The organism is Paenibacillus cineris (genome assembly GCF_018333335.1).
In the GTDB taxonomy this organism is placed as follows: Bacteria; Bacillota; Bacilli; order Paenibacillales; family Paenibacillaceae; genus Paenibacillus_AQ; species Paenibacillus_AQ favisporus.
Genome location: NZ_BORU01000001.1, coordinates 477,062 through 493,505 on the forward strand (window position 1 = coordinate 477,062; position 16,444 = coordinate 493,505).

Below are 16,444 nucleotides of genomic sequence, written 5' to 3' on the forward strand. Positions count from 1 at the left end.
TGTATGTTATAATTCTATTTTGGGAGCAAAAATTGACTTGCCAAGGAGGGATGACCTTGTTTTGCGCTGAATACGATTTGCCTGCATTCCGCGGACATTACGCAGCTGAAGGCAGCAATAATGTAAAATGGTCAACCAAAACGACAGATCAGACGAAAACTTTATCCTTGGAAGACGAAATCATGATGCTCCGCAAAAAAATGGAACAGATCTTTATGCAGGAACAGTCTTTTACATCGGAAATCGTAATCGAAATCAGCAGTTTGCTGGATTTGAAAATAAACGAATATATGAAAAGCTGCCCGAAGAAGAAGTCTTAATCGGCAGTAGGAAGACCCCGGCACGGGGTCTTCTTTTTTTCTCTCATCAGGTTGTGATATATTGAACCTATCGGAGAAAAGGGGGAGCAGGAGTTGAAGGTATACGGGAAGCTGGCGCTGCTGGTTGTCTTTGCCGTTTTATTGCTGACGGGCTGCGGCAAGGGAGATAAAAACGCGTTATCGGTCTTTATGATTGACAATCAATCCGATCCGTCTCAGGTATATGAGAAGGTGCAGGACAAGCTTCAGGAAGTGATGGGACCCGACCTGAAGGTCAAAGTATCGGCAAGTCCGATTTATAACCCGGAGAAGCTGATGGTTGAATATGCTGCCGGCGGGCATGACATCATTTTTCTGCCGGAAGACGATATGAAAAATTACGCCAAAATGGGCGGTCATACCGTGCTGGATTCGTATTTTGACCCGAAAAAATATCCGGATGGCGTGTTCGCAAGCAACGAGGAAAAAGAAGACGGCACGACGGATACGACCGAGCATCTGTACGGTATCCCCGTTCGTGAAATGAAATTTTTCAAAGACCAGAAATACGTTCCGGAGAAGCTGTACGCCACAATCCCGATCTCGGCCAAGTCGGTCGACAATGCGGTAAAGGCGCTTAAGGCATTGACGGAGTAAAGAAGCCAGCACAAGGGACGCGGCTTCCGCGATTCCTTTGATGTATGATATAACGCGATAAAGGGGAGAAGAAGCTGGTGAGAATCTACACACGCACAGGCGATGAAGGCGAAACGTCCGTCATTGGCGGGCGCGTTTTGAAGGATGACCTGCAGGTGGAGGCCTACGGCACGATTGATGAGCTGAACTGCTTTGTGGGCCAGGCGATCAGCCTGATGGAAGCGGAGTCATTGCAGGACCTGAAAGAAAATATGATCGAGATTCAGCATGAGCTGTTTGACTGCGGCTCGGACCTGGCTTTTGTGAAGCTGAGCGAGAGCAAATACAAGGTCGGTCCCGACAAAGTGACGCGGCTCGAGCAGTGGATGGATGCTTATATGGAGGAGACGCCGGAGCTGGAGCGCTTTATTCTGCCTGGAGGCACCCTGCTGGCATCCACGCTGCATGTATGCCGCACGGTCTGCCGCCGCGCAGAGCGCCGAGTCGTGACGCTGGGGCGGGAGAAAGAAATTAATCCCGACGTACGCAGGTATTTGAACCGTCTGTCGGACTACTTCTTCGTTGTGGCCCGGACGGCCAACGCCCGCAGCGGCGTGGCGGATATCGAATACGTGCGCAGCAAAAAGGTATTCGGACGGAAAAAATGAGCGAATACTATCCCCCGATTTCATATACCGTCCCGCCTTCGGAAGACGGGTGGCTGCTGAAGACGATTCTGCAGAAGAGACTCCACGTATCCCGCAAGCTGCAGTCCCGCCTGAAGCTGACGGAACAGGGGATTACCGTGAATGGCCAAAGAGTGTACATCAGCGTTCCGGTCAGGGATGGGGATGTGGTGGAAATCCGGATGGAGAAAGAAATTTCGGATGATATTCTGCCAGAGCCCATTCCTTTTCGCATTTTGTACGAGGATGAGCACCTGCTGATCGTGAACAAGGAAGCCGGCATCATCGTGCATCCGACGCACGGACACTATACGGGAACCTTGGCGAACGGCGTGGTTCACTATTGGCGGGACAAGGGCGAGGCGTTCCGCTTTCGAGCCGTGCATCGGCTGGACCAGGAAACTTCGGGCGTGATCGCTATCGCCAAAAATCCGTATGTCCACCAGCATATTTCGGAGCAAATGATCGCAAACGAGGTGGACAAAAGGTACCTGGCCCTCGTTCATGGCGTTCCGTCTCCGGAAGAAGGGGAGGTGGACGGACCGATCGACCGCGACCCGGAAGAGCCGCATCGGCGTATCGTCACGCCTGACGGGTATCCGTCGCTGACGCGGTATCAGGTCGTTGAGGCGTACGGCTCGTCTTCTTCGCTCGTCCAGCTGAAGCTGGAAACGGGCAGAACCCACCAGATCCGCGTCCATATGACCAGCATCGGCTGCCCGCTTATCGGCGATAAGCTGTATCGGCATCCGGTCTACCGTATGCTTCCGCCTGAGGAAGAGGGGGCTCCGGAGACCGTTCTGCCGCAGGGATTAACCCCATCCGAGCGGACCGTGCTGCTGCTGGATCACAGCATTTCGCGGCAAGCGCTCCACGCCTGGGAGCTGTCCTTCCAGCATCCCGTCACCCGGGAGCGGATGACCTTTCAGGCACCGCTGCCTCCCGACATGACCCGCCTTATTGCCGAGGCGAAGCAAGATGAACTTGATCAATGAAAAGAGTGAATAACCATGAGCAAATTGAAAGTATACCATTATCCCAAATGCGGTACGTGCCGCAGTGCGGTTAAATGGCTGGAAGCGCACGGCCACGAGCTGGAGCTACAGCATTTATGGGAGGAGCCGCCGGCTCCGGACGAGCTGTCCCGCTTGGTCGAGAAGAGCGGGCTGGATTTGAAGAAGTTTTTTAATACCAGCGGAGAGGCGTACAAGGAGCTGGGTCTGAAGGACAAGCTGCCGGCCATGAGCCGGGAAGAGCAGATCAAGCTGCTGTCCAGTAACGGCCGGTTGATCAAACGTCCGATCGTAACCGACGGCAGCAAGGTGACAGTCGGCTTTAAAGAGGACATGTACGAGGAGAACTGGGCGTAGCCTGGGATTCCGTAAAAAAACGGTGGCATGACCGACAGGGGAGGGTCCTAGCATTTCCCTGCGGCTTTGCCACCGTTTTGTTTTGCGTTCGAGGATCTATTCCGAAGGGAGCTCTACCCATTGATAGGGCGTTTCCATCGTCTTAAAGCCCTGTTCGATGATCATGATGATCGCTACCGTCTCGGCCGGATCGACAGGCGGAACGCCGGTTTCGAAGAAGCGGACGAGCGCCCCAGCGAACAGCCCGAAATAATCGGAGTCCGCTTTCAGCATGTTCGTCTCACCGGATGTATAGCTGACCGTCAGCGAAAAGGGACATCCCCCGCCGAGATGATGGATCTCGGCCTGGCGGCCCCCGCTGAATCCGATCAGCCACGACGGGGCGTGAGGCGTTCCGGTATACATCATCCGGCGGACGCCGGGACCCAGCAGCGAGACGATCGGTTCGATCTGGTGGATCGAATAGTTGTCGTAACGCCCCGGCCCGAAGCTGATGATGTTCTCGATGCCGGCGCGCTCGGCCCCGGCGTACTCCGCGGCGAAGCGAAGCGCCGAGCTGGAGAACAGCGGCGTCCCGTGCTGCTCAGCTAGATCGAACAGGCGCCGAGCGGTCTGGCGGTCCGGGGCAAAGGTTTTGTCAATATAGGTAGGCTTGCCGGATTGAAGCGGAAGCTGTGCGAGCGGTTCGTGGTACTGCGGATGGTCGGGCGAAAGGACAATGATGTAATCGCTTCGATCCACGACCTCGGCAATCGAAGGGAGCAGCTCGATCCCTTTGTCTTCACTCCACTGTGCATTGGTGCGCCCGGAAGGCGAATCGGCCATTCCATAGGCATAGGCCACCTTCATGGTGCCGCCCGATGCTTGTTCAATCCACTTCGGATAATGCTCGGCATGCCATTCATCGAGGTAATAATCGATAAAACCGATCGTTTTCAAGCAGTAATCCCCCTCAGTCGCTTATTACAGCTCGATCTCCCTGCGCTGCTCGGAAGAGTCGTAGATTGCCTGAATCATCTTGGAGGTGACGATGACGGTATCGATATGGGACGGCAGCTTTACGCCGGTCTGGATGCATTCGAGAAAGCCGTTGATTTCGTTTTCGAAATGGTCGCTCGATGAATACTTGGGCTTCGTTTCCAGCAAAGCTCCATCCTTGGCCCCGTAAATAGTGAAGTCGCCTCCGTATTGTAGGCGGATCCCTGCTTTGTCGCCCAGAAAATCGATGTAGGTTTCGGGTGTGCCGATGTTCTGCGCCCAGGCGCCGTTGATCGTAATGCCCGGCCCTTCGGTGCGGATCATGGCCGTGACAAAGTCATCGACATCATACGTACCGGCGTAATTCGGGGGCCCTGCCCACATGTTCAGGTAGGCGTAATTTGGCAGGTCCCGCCCCAGCTTGGAGTAAGCCTGGCCGGATACCGTCAACGGACGCGGATCGCCGGCGCAGTACATGACGATGTCCAGATAATGGACGCCCCAATCGATCAGGACGCCCCCGCCGGCAATTGATTTGGTGGTAAACGCGCCGCCAAGTCCCGGAATGGAGCGGTGAGCGCGGAAGCTTGCATAGATATGGTACAGTTCGCCAAGCTCGCCGCTTTCGATCAGGTTTTTGATCATATTCACGCTTTTGTTGAACCGGTTCACGACCCCGATATTCAGCACTTTGCCCGTTTCGTGCTGCACTTTCTGCATCTCCAGCGCTTCCGCGTAGGTGCGGGCCGCAGGCTTTTCGCACAAGACATGCTTGCCCGCCCGCAAAAAATCGATGGAGATGGCGGCATGAGCATCGTTAGGGGTACATACGGAGACGGCATCGATCTCGGGGTCGTCCAGAATGTCACGGTAATTTTCCACGGCGGTGCCGCATTCATAATCCTTGACCGCCTGCTCGGCTTTCTTCTTGTCCGTGTCGCAAAAATATTTGATTTCGGCGTCCGGATGTTTCAAATAGTTGGGGATATGCGCCGCTCTGGCAATGGTCCCGCAGCCGATGACAGCAACCTTGATCGTTTTTCCCATATTCATTCCTCCTGCTTGTTAGGTGGGTTTATCCTTTTCAAGATTCGATATTTGGAGAATAACTCCTGCTGCTTAATTCAGTATGAAGGGAGATCTTCTTCACAAATTTTATGTTACAGGCTGTCTGGTTTATGACTTGAACGGGCGGGGCAAAAAGGCAGCAATAAGCCGGGAATGGTGATATCAGGAAGGGCCTCATGCCCTGGCGGATATGCTATACTAGAGGAAGCAGTGCCGAACCTTGAAATCCAGGGGAAACAGGCAGACAAGGGGAGAAACAAGAAGTGACAGCAAATGAACAACGCCAATCCGTGATGCTAGTGGATGGCATGGCCTTATTATTCAGAGCTTATTTCGCGACCGCGTCCAGCGGCTACATTCGCCGCACGAAGGCGGGGGTTCCGACAAACGCGATCTACGGCTTTATTCGTTATTTTTGGGATGCAGTGCAAACGTTTAATCCGACCCATGTGGTCTGCTGCTGGGATCTCGGCGGTGGTACGTTCCGCGGACAGCAGTTTGCCGCTTACAAGGGCAACCGTCCGGACGCCCCGGACGATCTGATTCCGCAGTTTTCGATGATCCGCGACGTGATGGACAGCCTCGGCGTTCCGAATATCAGCGCGGAAGGGTATGAAGCGGACGACTGCATCGGGACGCTGGCCGACCAGTTCGGACGGGAGATGGACGTGATGGTCCTGTCCGGCGATAACGATTTGCTGCAGCTCGTCAGCGATCGGACGACGGTCATTATTATGAAAAAAGGGCACGGCAATTACAAAGTGTATACACCGGAATCCCTGTATGAAGAGAAGCAGCTGCGCCCGCGGCAGATTATCGACGTGAAGGCGCTCATGGGCGATACGAGCGACAATTACCCCGGCGTGAAGGGCATCGGCGAGAAAACGGCGATCAAGCTTGTGCAGGAATACGAATCCGTTGAAGGGATTCTCGAAAATCTGGACCAGCTGTCCAAGAGTGTCCGCGCCAAGATCGAGGCTGACCTCGACATGCTGCACCTGTCGCGCAAGCTGGCCGAGATTCACTGCTGCGTGCCCGTCGCCTGTTCGCTGGATGTGTGCCAGCTGTCTCTTGATCACCATCAGGTGATCAGCAAGTTTGAAGAACTGGAAATGAAGAGCCTGTGTTCTCTTATGGGACTGGCCATCAGCTAAATGGGTACAGAGTGCTGGCGTTTTTGGAGCGCCGGCTCTTTTGTGCTCTAGTCGATTGACTTTCAAGGATTAACTGGGCTATAATGCCCGTGATTGTTTTGATATAAAGATAGAAGGTATATGGCATTTATACAGGGCTTGGGAGGCCCGCTGCAGGAGGGAACGACTACGATGAGTTTATTAGGAGCAATTGAAGCAGGGGGAACGAAATTCGTATGCGGAATCGGCCAAGAGGACGGTACCGTTGTGGAACGGATCAGCTTCCCGACTACGACGCCGGAGGAAACGATGGCCCAGGTGGTCGATTTCTTTAAGGGCAAAAACATCGCGGCGATCGGAGCAGGTTCATTCGGGCCGATTGACCCGGTGAAGGGAAGTCCTACATACGGACGGATTACGACGACGCCGAAACCTTATTGGAGCAATTTCGATATGGTCGGACATTTGCGCTCTCACTTCGATCTGCCGATCGAATTTGATACCGATGTGAACGGGGCCGCCTTGGGCGAAGCGACTTGGGGAGCAGCCCAGGGGCTCGAAAGCTGCCTGTACATTACCGTTGGCACGGGCATCGGAGCTGGTGCGGTTGTGGGCGGCGAGCTGATCCATGGCCTGTCCCATCCGGAAATGGGACATATTCTGGTCCGCCGTCATCCGGAGGACAAATTCGAAGGCTTCTGCCCATATCATGGCGATTGCCTGGAGGGGCTGGCAGCAGGACCTTCCTTGTCCAAACGCTGGGGCGTTCCGGGTGCGGAATTGACCCCCGACCATCCGGCTTGGGCGATGGAAGCTTACTATCTCGCTCAGGCGCTGATGAACTACATTTTGATTCTGTCTCCGCAAAAAATCGTCATGGGCGGCGGCGTCATGAAACAGCTGCAGCTGTTCCCGCTGATTCATGCCGAGCTGCGCAAACAGCTGAACGGCTACGTACAGGTTCCAGCCATCATGGACGATATCGAGAATTACATCGTTCCGCCTCAGCTTGGCGACAACGCCGGCCTGTGCGGCGCGCTCGCGCTCGCCAAGAAGGCGCTGGCTGCAGGTTAAGCCTAAGGTTTGATTGACTGACGGGCTTTCATGAGATGGTGAATAGAAATAAGAAAAGAGGGCTGAAAGGCCCTCTTTTTTGCGTTTATGCCGGATGAAATTTAGACGCATCCCTGAATCATTTCGGTAGAATTTTTTACACGTGACAGGAAAAATAACAGAAATTATAAGTTTGAGCCTGTATTTATAAATAATTACGGGTTTTTTATGTTTTCTGGACTGATACAGATGGGTGAAACTGGACACAAATACAATGTTATATTGGGTCGCGAATTCAACGATTGTCTAGAGGGATGATTTCAGGGTATTAACATTTTTCGTTTGGAGTTTCTCTTCCGATTGAGCTGCTCCGAGATGATTAATAAATCGTGCCAAAAGTAGTGAATATTATAAATGTATAAATCATGAAGTTGAAAATTGATAATGATTGTGTTAAATTTATTCTTAGTTGGTTTGATGAACGAACTAATGTAAGTTCAAGGGTGTAATTTATCAGGGGAACAATAATGAGTGGGAAGATGAATAAGAAATTGAGCTGTTTTTTATTTAAAAATAAAAGTTTTATGTGAGTTTGCAAAAATGTAAGGGCTTTTATTTGGTTTCGTATTCCCATCTTTCCCCTAACGAAGTGAGAGGATTAACGAGGTTTAGAAGTTTAGTGAAGTGAAAAGTAAATCTAATTATGGTGGTAAAATTTACATCTTAGAAGGAGTTTTCATCATGAGCGATAACACAAATAAAGTTCAGCAAAATGAGTATCACAAGCTCAGTCTTGCTGAACGTCTTGGCTATGGTTTTGGAGACTTTGCTCAAAACCTTGTCTTTGGTACAGTTGGAGGCTTCCTTGCCCTCTACATGACGACTGTCAATGCTATCGGTACAGCAACAGCAGGTTTTATTTTCGCCATAGTCCGGATCATCAATGTTATCTGGGATCCAATGGTCGGAACCTATGTCGATAAACGCTCATCTAAAGCAGGTAAATATCGTCCTTGGCTACTTCGTGCAGGCATTCCGCTCGTTATTTTGGCTGCGCTGCTGTTTGCGCCGATTCCTGCGATTCGCGACTCTGTGCCCTATGCCTTCATCACTTATCTCTTGCTTGACTTGGTTTATTCCGTCGTCAATATTCCTTACGGCTCGTTGAACGCTTCATTAACCCGTGATCCTAAATCTGTAGACCAAATCACAACGACGCGTATGATGCTTGCAAACGGTGCCAATCTTCTTGTCTATACATTGTTCCCAATGTTTGTTCAAATGGCTGCCCCTAAAGATCGTGAACTCAAAGACACTGGCTTATTTGGACTAAAACTTCATATGGGAACTTATACTGACCCTTCTGCAGGTCATGCTTGGTTTGGCGTTTATGCCGTTTATATGGTTATTGGGGCCATTGCGCTGTTCTTCTGCTACAAGCTGACGAAAGAACGCGTTGTCGCCAATGCTGAACAATCGGCACATGTTAAAGTCTCTGATTTCTTTGTTGAATTTAAGAATAATAAGCCATTGGTTATCTTGGGAATGTTCTTCATGTTGGCATTTACATTTATGTTCTTCATGAATACGGTTAACGGATATTTTAACCAGTACACTGTCGATCACTCGGAGTGGATGGGGGCTGTGGGGCTGATTGCCTCCATACCTGGTATCGCTTTTGCAGCATTCTGGCCAAAACTTAAGAAAGTATTGGGTAAAAAGGGCTTCTTCTATTTCTTCCTCGGTATGTTTGTGGTCGGCGAAATCCTGACTTGGGTTTGGAGTCTTGACGGTATGCACGATCAACTTTGGTTAGCGTATGTTTCAACATTCATCAAGCAATGGGGATTGACTTCAGCGACTGGTTTCATGTGGGCCCTTGTTCCTGAAGTGGTTTCATATGGCGAGTTGAAGTCGGGGAAACGTAATGCGGCTATCATCAACGCGATTATGGGGCTGTTCTTCAAGATTGGTTTCACGATTGGCGGTGCCGTTCCACTGTGGTTCCTTGCCGCTTACGGATTTGACGAACATGCCGATCACCAAACAGCTCTCGCCGTCTCAGGAATTAATACGACTGCTATTTGGATACCTGCTGCTCTTGCTGTTGTTGCTATGATTGTGATGAGATTCTATCCATTGTCTGATAAAGACGTTGACAGCATTAACAAACAACTTGACGCAAAACGCGCTGAAATGAAAGCGTAAAGGTAACACTATTCACGGCCAACCAGAGGTTCACTAAAAGAATTGAAGCATCTATAGGTGATTTTGAACACGATTTCACGAAATGAAAGATTGAATAGATCAGGGGGATACTTTTATGCAAATCGAAAATCCGGTATTAAAGGGGTTCAATCCAGATCCGTCCATCGTAAGGGTTGACGATACGTATTATATTGCAACCTCAACCTTCGAATGGTTTCCGGGCGTGCAAATCCACGAATCAAAGGATTTGGTCAACTGGCGGCTGATTACGCACCCGCTCTCCACGAGAACGCTGTTGGATATGAAAGGGAATAAGGATTCGGCAGGCATCTGGGCACCAGATCTGTCCTATGCTGACGGGAAATTTTGGCTGGTTTATACCGACGTGAAAGTAACCGAAGGCGCCTTTAAGGACATGACCAATTACTTGACTACCGCCGAAAGCATCGAAGGCCCTTGGAGCGATCCGATTAAGCTGAACGGAGTGGGGTTTGACGCTTCGCTGTTCCATGACGACAACGGGAAAAAATATCTTGTCCAGATGGAGTGGGATCATCGCGAGTATCGCCATCCGTTTAACGGCATAAAGCTGACGGAATACTCGGTTGAGCAGCGAAGATTGCTTCCGGAGACGGCAAAGATCATTTATAAAGGGACCGACGTTAAGCTGGTGGAAGGCCCTCATATTTATAAACTATTTGGTTATTATTATTTATTTTGCGCGGAAGGTGGAACGGTTTATACCCACCAAGAGGTGGTTGCCCGTTCGGCAGAACTGTTCGGCTCCTACGAAACGCAGCCTGGCGACGTATTCCTGACCGCGTTCGATTCGCCTGACGGGGAGCTGCAAAAATGCGGCCATGGCTCACTGGTGGATACGCCGTCGGGCGAATGGTATTTCGCGCATTTGACGGGACGCCCCTGGCACCGCGAGACCGAATCGATCCGCGATCCGCGCGGCTGGTGCACGCTGGGAAGAGAAACGGCGATTCAAAAAGTGGAGTGGAACGAGGAAAGATGGCCGTATATCGTAGGCGGCAAGCAGGGAAGCCGTTTTGTCGAAGCTCCTAAAGGCTGCACGGAAACGAAGTATGCGCCGACCTATCCGGAAACGGATCATTTTGATTCCGCGGCATTAAATATCAATTTTAGCACGCTGCGCGTTCCGTTTGACGAGCGAATGGGTTCTCTGACGGAAAAGCCGGGGAACTTGCGCTTGTTCGGTAAAGGCTCCTTAACCAATGAGCACGAGCAGTCGCTTGTCGCAAGACGCTGGCAGTCATTTTATTTCGACGCACAGACGGCAGTTGCGTATTCGCCTTACACCTTCCAGCAGATGGCCGGTCTCGTTAATTATTACAATACGGGACACTGGTCGATGATCCATGTGACATGGAACGAAATCAATGGACGCGTCATTGAAGTGACGCAAAATGACCGTGGCGTTCTCACGAGCTTTCTGAAGGATAAAGCAGTTAAAGTTCCCGAACATGCGGAATACGTGCATTTTAAAGCGAAGGTTCGGAAAGAAACGTACACCTACGCCTATTCCTTTGACGGCGAACAGTGGACGGATATCGACGTAACGCTGGATGCTGCGATTTTGTCCGACGATTACGTGGTACAGTCCTACGGCGGATTTTTTACGGGAGCGTTTGTCGGGATGGCTAATGTTGATTATTCCGGTTATGAATTGCCAGCAGATTTCGATTATTTTACGTATAAAGAGCTTGATAAATAATTAATCATGATCCCGAGAAAGAGCTGGAAGAATATGACTTCCAGCTCTTTCTTAGTAGTAATGTTAATTAATATGCTATACTTCTAAGTACGATAACATTTGAAAGGGATTACAACAAATGATTATGAAAACTGATCAGGATGTTATGAGAGAAAATAACAAAAAATTGGTATTAAAAACTCTATTTAATACTGATCAGACGTCTAGAAGTTCAATAGCTGACCAAATCAATCTTCAAAAGTCCACGGTTTCTTCCATCGTACGCGAGCTTCAAGACCAAGGCTTGATTGAAGAGCTGGGAACAGGGGAAGCATCCAACATTGGGGGGCGTCGGCCCAATTTAATACGTTTTAATCGTAAGTATGGGTTTGTACTGGCTTTCGATATGGGCATTCATCATTTAAGATATTCCGTCAACTACATTAATGGCGAGCTTATTCACCATGTTTCCATTAAATTATATACGAACAAAGTAAGAGATATTTTTGCATTGATGAAAAACGTGATTTTGAATTTGGAAAAGTACGATACGATTAACGGATTGGTTGGAATCTCCATTTCGCTTCACGCGCCGGTACTGGACAATCAGATCCTGTATAGTCCGTTCTTGGACTTTCAGTCCTTTGATTTGATCGATGCGTTGAAGGAGCTGATCGACGTTCCCGTTATCATCGAAAATGAAGCCAATCTTACGGCGATTTATATCCGGGATTTTTACCGCCATACCGAGGATATTCAATTCGATAACATTCTAGCCTTAAACATTCATAACGGAATAGGCGTAGGAACGATTATCGAGAGACGCCTGTATAAAGGCTTAAACGGATTGTCCGGCGAAATCGGACGATCCATTATCATGTCGGAAAATAAAAAAAATCGGCGTTTAGAGGAAATTTATTCCGAAAAAGCGGTGCTTGACCGGATCGGCAAATTGAAAAACAAACCAGGATTTACGCTAGAGGATTTTATTCTTTTAATGGAGATCAAGGATGAACAAATTGCGGCTATCATGGAGGAATGGGTCATAGCCATTGCACAAATCTCTTATAATTTAATCCAATACAGCGCTCCGGATGCTGTGTTCCTTTCCTCACGATTTATCGCCTTTTTCCCATACCTATTAGACGGGATTATTAAAGAATATTCTTCACTTGATCCGCTTGGCTCCACACAAATTATTTCGCTTGACCACCATATTCATGAATTAACGCTCTTTGGCGGAGTTGCCTTGGTTTCCAGGAAAATTCTCGGATTGGAATCGCATGATTTACTTTTTACCAAGTAATCCGGGCATTTACGATGAACCGGAATGAAATTCAGCGACGGCTTGTGAAGGGACAACGGCTTGTATTTTGTCCAAATCCAAATGGCTACGTTCTAATTCAGTTGAATTGAAAGCTTCTTAGGAGCCGGTTATTTCGGAGATTTGGCGAAAAACCCATTGACCATTTTACATAATATGGTATGATCAACTATAACAGCACATCTGCACGAATGGGGAAGCACCTCTCTTAATTTAAGAGAGGTGCTTTTTTGCGTTGTGCTGATTACCCTACGTGGATGGAGGAATTGGTGAATATGCAAATCGTTTTTATGAACCGGCTTGTGAAGGATGCGGGAAGCGAGGGAGAAAAGCTCGCGCAGGTATGGATCGGCGAAGAGGAGGGAACCTGGCATCTCGGATGGAGAGATCTGGAGATGACCGGGGAAGCCATGGATACCGCTTGGTATGAAGGCGGATCCTGGAATGAGATGCTGTACATTTACAGGCACGGCCTGGCGGTCAAACTCGGCGAAGGATTCCGCCCGTTGATCGACGGCACGTTTCATGAGGAAGAGGAGCTGAAGGGCCGCAGCCATGCTGTACAGAAGCTGTACTGCTACAGTGAACTGCACAACAACGAGGAGCTGTACGCCGAACTCACCGCCTGGCGGAGAAGGAAGGCGGCCAGCGAACGCAAGGCTCCTTATTTTATCGCCAGCAACCGGGTGCTCCGTCTGATCAGCGCCTTCGTGCCGCATAGCATCGAAGAGCTGCTGCAGCTTCCAGGCGTCGGGGAGAGCAAGGCGTCGGAGTACGGAGCCGACCTGATCGAGATTGCGGGAACGGTGCAGCGCAGCCACGAATTTCCGCTGGATTGGGTGAATGATGCCCTGGACGACCAGTCATATCTATCGTGGACCTACAAGCAGAAAGAGCACAAGTACAAGCAGGACCTGGATAAATACCGTACCCGGCGCACCATGCTGAAGGGAATTTATGAGGGGATGAACCTGCAGCAGCTGGAACAGGAATGCGGCCTGCCGCGCAGAGACCTGGTGGAGGCGCTGGAGCAGCTGGAGAAGGAAGGGTATGATACCGAGCGGCTGATCCAAAGCGAGCTGGAGGAGGTGCCGAACGAGGAGCAGGAGCGGGTGTGGGCCGCGTTGGAGGAGCTGGGCGACGCGCTCTTGAAGCCGGTGCTGCTGCAAGTATACGGAGAGGATGCCGCCTCGGGAAGCGGCATGGAGCAGCGTTATGAGCGGATCCGGCTGATCCGCATCCGGTTCCGCCGGCAGCCCGGCAGCCGCAGAAGCGTGGGGTGAACGGAGTGCTTCCCCGCCGGAGTTACGGATGGTGACCATGCAAAAAGGACGAAGGCTCTAACCGCATGCGGCCGTCTCCTTCGTCCTGTTTTCCAATGCATGATGATGGGGTGATGCGCTGACTTTCAAATCCAGTCTTTTTTCTTGAAAATGACAACCATGCCGAGACCAAGGACGAGCATGATGCCGAGGATCATGAAATAACCGTATTTCCAATGAATTTCCGGAATGTTATCGAAGTTCATGCCATAGATTCCTGTAATGATCGTCAATGGCATGAAGATCACGGTCATGGCCGTAAACACTCTCATGATCTCGTTCGCGCGGTTGGCGATACTTGACTGGTAGGCCTCGCGCAAGTTGCTCATCAGATCGCGGTACGTATCGAATGTTTCGGAAATTTTGACCGCATTTTCGTAAATGTCGCTGAAATATTTTTGCAGCTGATCGTCAATCAGCCGGAGGTCTTTTTTATTTAACGTATTGATGACATCCTTTTGCGGACCCAGCACTTTTTTCAGCCACAGAATCTCGCTTCGCAGACCGATAATTTCGTTCAAATGGGACTTTTTCGTGTGCATGAGAATGTCTTCTTCGAGCTTCTCGATTTTGGCTTCGATCCGGTCGCCGACCACAAAGTAGTTGTCAACCACGAGGTCGATCAGCAGGTACAGAAAACGGTCCGGTCCGCTGACTTCCTGTTCCCACAGGATCGGCTTCAGCGTCCGCAGCTCGTTGATTTTCTGTTTCGTTACCGTAATGATGAAGTGTCTTCCGAGGAAAACGTTCAGTGCGCGCAGAAAAATCTCCTCGTCGTCAAACCGGATGCTGTTGACCACGATAAAATAGTGGTTTTCGTAAATTTCGATCTTCGGGCGCTGCTCCTCTTCGCTGAGACAGTCTTCAACCGCCAGATCATGCAGCGAAAACAGCGGCTGCAGCTCCGCGAGGTCGTCGACGTCAGCGTCGATCCAATAAAAGCCGGCCAAAGGCGGGGTTAGTACAGTTTGCAGGTCATCGATCGGAGTAAATACTCCTTCGTTTACCAACCGGATTTTCATATGACTTCACTCCTTGCTCAAGATGTTTGAGCATAGAAAAGAAATCAGCGCTGCCGGTCAGCGGGATTTGGGGGAGTACTGAATAAACGTACGGGCATGAAAACGAAAACTTCCCTCTGCCGGCAAGCTGATCTCAGGTCTATGCAGTTGTGTTTTCCATGCATTCAGCTTCGGGCTCGGGTCGCCTTCCATCTTTCATGTCACCTCAGTCATATCGGGGTATGAAACACTTGTCTAGTATAACGCCGGGTTTTATTCCTTTCAAGAACAAAATGGCGGCCGGCAGGTCCCGATAACAGGGTATGGAAGCGACCTTCGATCGGTGCACGATATGCTGCCGAAAATGACAAATCCGCGTCTTGACGAAGGATGGGCTTATGATTTAAAGTAAGGAACAAGACAATGTAAAATTGAATACAGCGAAATCTTATCAAGAGCAGGTGGAGGGACTAGCCCGATGAAACCCGGCAACCGGCGGTATTTACGCACGGTGCTAATTCTTGCAGGAGCATGGCAGCGGCCTTTTGGCGTTGTCTCCTGACAGATGAGAGAGGCGCGGTAATGAGCGTGTAATGACCTTTCTCTTTTGTATGGGAAAGGTCATTTTTGTATACTCGGCTTCTTCTCAAGCTACGATTTTCGCGGTTTTCAGAAAAAAGGAGAGATGATAACGATGCCGATCAAGATTCCCGACACTTTACCGGCGAAAGAAGTTCTTACCCGGGAAAATATTTTCGTCATGGACGATACCAAAGCGTATCACCAGGACATCCGTCCGCTGCGCATCGCGATTCTCAATCTGATGCCGACCAAGGAAACGACAGAAACCCAGCTTCTCCGCCTGCTTGGGAACTCGCCGCTGCAGGTCGACATTGTGCTGCTTCATCCGGGCTCCCATATTTCCAAGAACACGCCTTCGGAGCACCTGAAGTCGTTCTACAAAACGTTCGAGGAAGTGAAGCACCGCCGTTTTGACGGGATGATCATCACGGGGGCGCCGGTCGAAAAAATGGATTTTGAAGACGTGAACTATTGGGATGAGCTCCGCGAGATTATGGACTGGACCAAAACGAACGTCACTTCGACGATGCACATCTGTTGGGCCTCCCAGGCCGGATTGTTCCACCACTACGGCATTCCGAAGTGGGACCTGAAGGAGAAATGCTTCGGCGTATTCCCGCACCGGGTGATGAAGAACAACGTGAAGCTTCTCCGCGGCTTCGACGATGTATTCTATGTACCGCACTCCCGCCACACCGAGGTGCGGCGCGAGGATATCGAGCATGTGGAGGAGCTGGAAATTCTCTCGGAGTCAGAGGAAGCCGGCATTCATATGGTAGCAAGCAAGGACGGCAAGCAGATCTTTGTGGCAGGCCACTCCGAATACGATCCGGATTCGCTGAAATGGGAGTATGAGCGCGATATCGCGAAAGGCATGGACATGAAAATTCCGGTCAACTACTACCCGAACGACGATCCGAATCAGGCTCCGCTCGCCATCTGGCGCTCGCATGCCAACTTATTATTCTCAAATTGGCTGAATTACTATGTATATCAGGAGACTCCTTATGATATCGGGGAGAGTCTTGAAGTCTGGCCGCAAATTTAGTTGACCCTACAGGAGG

Annotated in this window: 15 protein-coding genes and 1 riboswitch; of the genes, 12 read left to right on the top strand and 3 right to left on the bottom strand. The window is 50.3% G+C overall.

What is annotated here, in order from left to right; genetic code table 11:
• Positions 1-56: 56 nt before the first annotated feature.
• The 5 genes from KI379_RS02625 (at position 57) to KI379_RS02645 (ending at position 2,991) form a co-directional block, all read left to right on the top strand.
• Positions 57-320, top strand: coding sequence for an aspartyl-phosphate phosphatase Spo0E family protein (locus tag KI379_RS02625; RefSeq protein ID WP_076170672.1), 264 nt, complete (start codon positions 57-59; stop codon positions 318-320).
• Between the two features lie 93 nt (positions 321-413).
• The gene (locus tag KI379_RS02630) at positions 414-956 is read left to right on the top strand and encodes a hypothetical protein (protein WP_076170670.1); all 543 of its coding nucleotides are present in this window, start codon (positions 414-416) and stop codon (positions 954-956) included.
• 77 nt (positions 957-1,033) lie between these two features.
• Positions 1,034-1,603 (top strand): cob(I)yrinic acid a,c-diamide adenosyltransferase, encoded by a 570-nt coding sequence (locus KI379_RS02635; RefSeq protein WP_076170668.1) that lies wholly within the window; start codon positions 1,034-1,036, stop codon positions 1,601-1,603.
• Entirely contained in the window at positions 1,600-2,616 is a 1,017-nt protein-coding gene (locus tag KI379_RS02640; protein ID WP_212982702.1) for an RluA family pseudouridine synthase, read from the top strand. The genes KI379_RS02635 and KI379_RS02640 overlap by 4 nt, the downstream gene beginning before the upstream one ends.
• Positions 2,617-2,631: 15 nt before the next feature.
• Positions 2,632-2,991, top strand: a complete 360-nt coding sequence (locus tag KI379_RS02645; RefSeq protein WP_116232167.1) for an arsenate reductase family protein — start codon at positions 2,632-2,634, stop codon at positions 2,989-2,991.
• 96 nt (positions 2,992-3,087) lie between these two features.
• Here KI379_RS02645 and KI379_RS02650 read toward each other — a convergent pair whose 3' ends face one another.
• Together KI379_RS02650 and KI379_RS02655 are read right to left on the bottom strand one after the other, a co-directional pair.
• Positions 3,088-3,930, bottom strand: a complete 843-nt coding sequence (locus KI379_RS02650) for a Gfo/Idh/MocA family oxidoreductase (RefSeq protein ID WP_212982703.1) — start codon at positions 3,928-3,930, stop codon at positions 3,088-3,090.
• A gap of 24 nt (positions 3,931-3,954) precedes the next feature.
• A complete protein-coding gene (locus KI379_RS02655) occupies positions 3,955-5,016 on the bottom strand; it encodes a Gfo/Idh/MocA family protein (RefSeq protein WP_116232169.1) in 1,062 nt (353 codons plus the stop codon).
• Between the two features lie 314 nt (positions 5,017-5,330).
• Here KI379_RS02655 and KI379_RS02660 point away from each other — a divergent pair, with 314 nt between their 5' ends.
• The 6 genes from KI379_RS02660 (at position 5,331) to KI379_RS02685 (ending at position 13,758) form a co-directional block, all read left to right on the top strand.
• On the top strand, positions 5,331-6,191 hold the full coding sequence (locus KI379_RS02660; protein WP_089550059.1) for a 5'-3' exonuclease: 861 nt from the start codon (positions 5,331-5,333) through the stop codon (positions 6,189-6,191).
• A gap of 171 nt (positions 6,192-6,362) precedes the next feature.
• Positions 6,363-7,244, top strand: a complete 882-nt coding sequence (locus KI379_RS02665; RefSeq protein WP_212982704.1) for an ROK family protein — start codon at positions 6,363-6,365, stop codon at positions 7,242-7,244.
• Positions 7,245-7,964: 720 nt separating this feature from the next.
• A complete protein-coding gene (locus tag KI379_RS02670) occupies positions 7,965-9,431 on the top strand; it encodes an MFS transporter (RefSeq protein WP_212982705.1) in 1,467 nt (488 codons plus the stop codon).
• Between the two features lie 115 nt (positions 9,432-9,546).
• Positions 9,547-11,172, top strand: a complete 1,626-nt coding sequence (locus tag KI379_RS02675) for a glycoside hydrolase family 43 protein (protein ID WP_212982706.1) — start codon at positions 9,547-9,549, stop codon at positions 11,170-11,172.
• Positions 11,173-11,290: 118 nt separating this feature from the next.
• A complete protein-coding gene (locus KI379_RS02680) occupies positions 11,291-12,457 on the top strand; it encodes an ROK family transcriptional regulator (RefSeq protein ID WP_084203915.1) in 1,167 nt (388 codons plus the stop codon).
• A 293-nt stretch (positions 12,458-12,750) separates the two neighbouring features.
• Positions 12,751-13,758, top strand: a complete 1,008-nt coding sequence (locus KI379_RS02685) for an HRDC domain-containing protein (protein ID WP_212982707.1) — start codon at positions 12,751-12,753, stop codon at positions 13,756-13,758.
• Between the two features lie 125 nt (positions 13,759-13,883).
• Here the strand turns inward: KI379_RS02685 and corA are convergent, their stop codons facing one another.
• Positions 13,884-14,819 carry a magnesium/cobalt transporter CorA gene (gene corA / locus KI379_RS02690; protein WP_076170651.1) on the bottom strand — a complete coding sequence of 312 codons (936 nt, stop codon included), beginning with the start codon at positions 14,817-14,819 and terminating at the stop codon, positions 13,884-13,886.
• A 424-nt stretch (positions 14,820-15,243) separates the two neighbouring features.
• Positions 15,244-15,370, top strand: a riboswitch (SAM riboswitch).
• Positions 15,371-15,492: 122 nt separating this feature from the next.
• Here corA and metA point away from each other — a divergent pair.
• The gene (gene metA, locus KI379_RS02695; RefSeq protein WP_076170650.1) at positions 15,493-16,428 is read left to right on the top strand and encodes a homoserine O-acetyltransferase MetA; all 936 of its coding nucleotides are present in this window, start codon (positions 15,493-15,495) and stop codon (positions 16,426-16,428) included.
• The last annotated feature ends 16 nt before the right edge of the window (positions 16,429-16,444 follow it).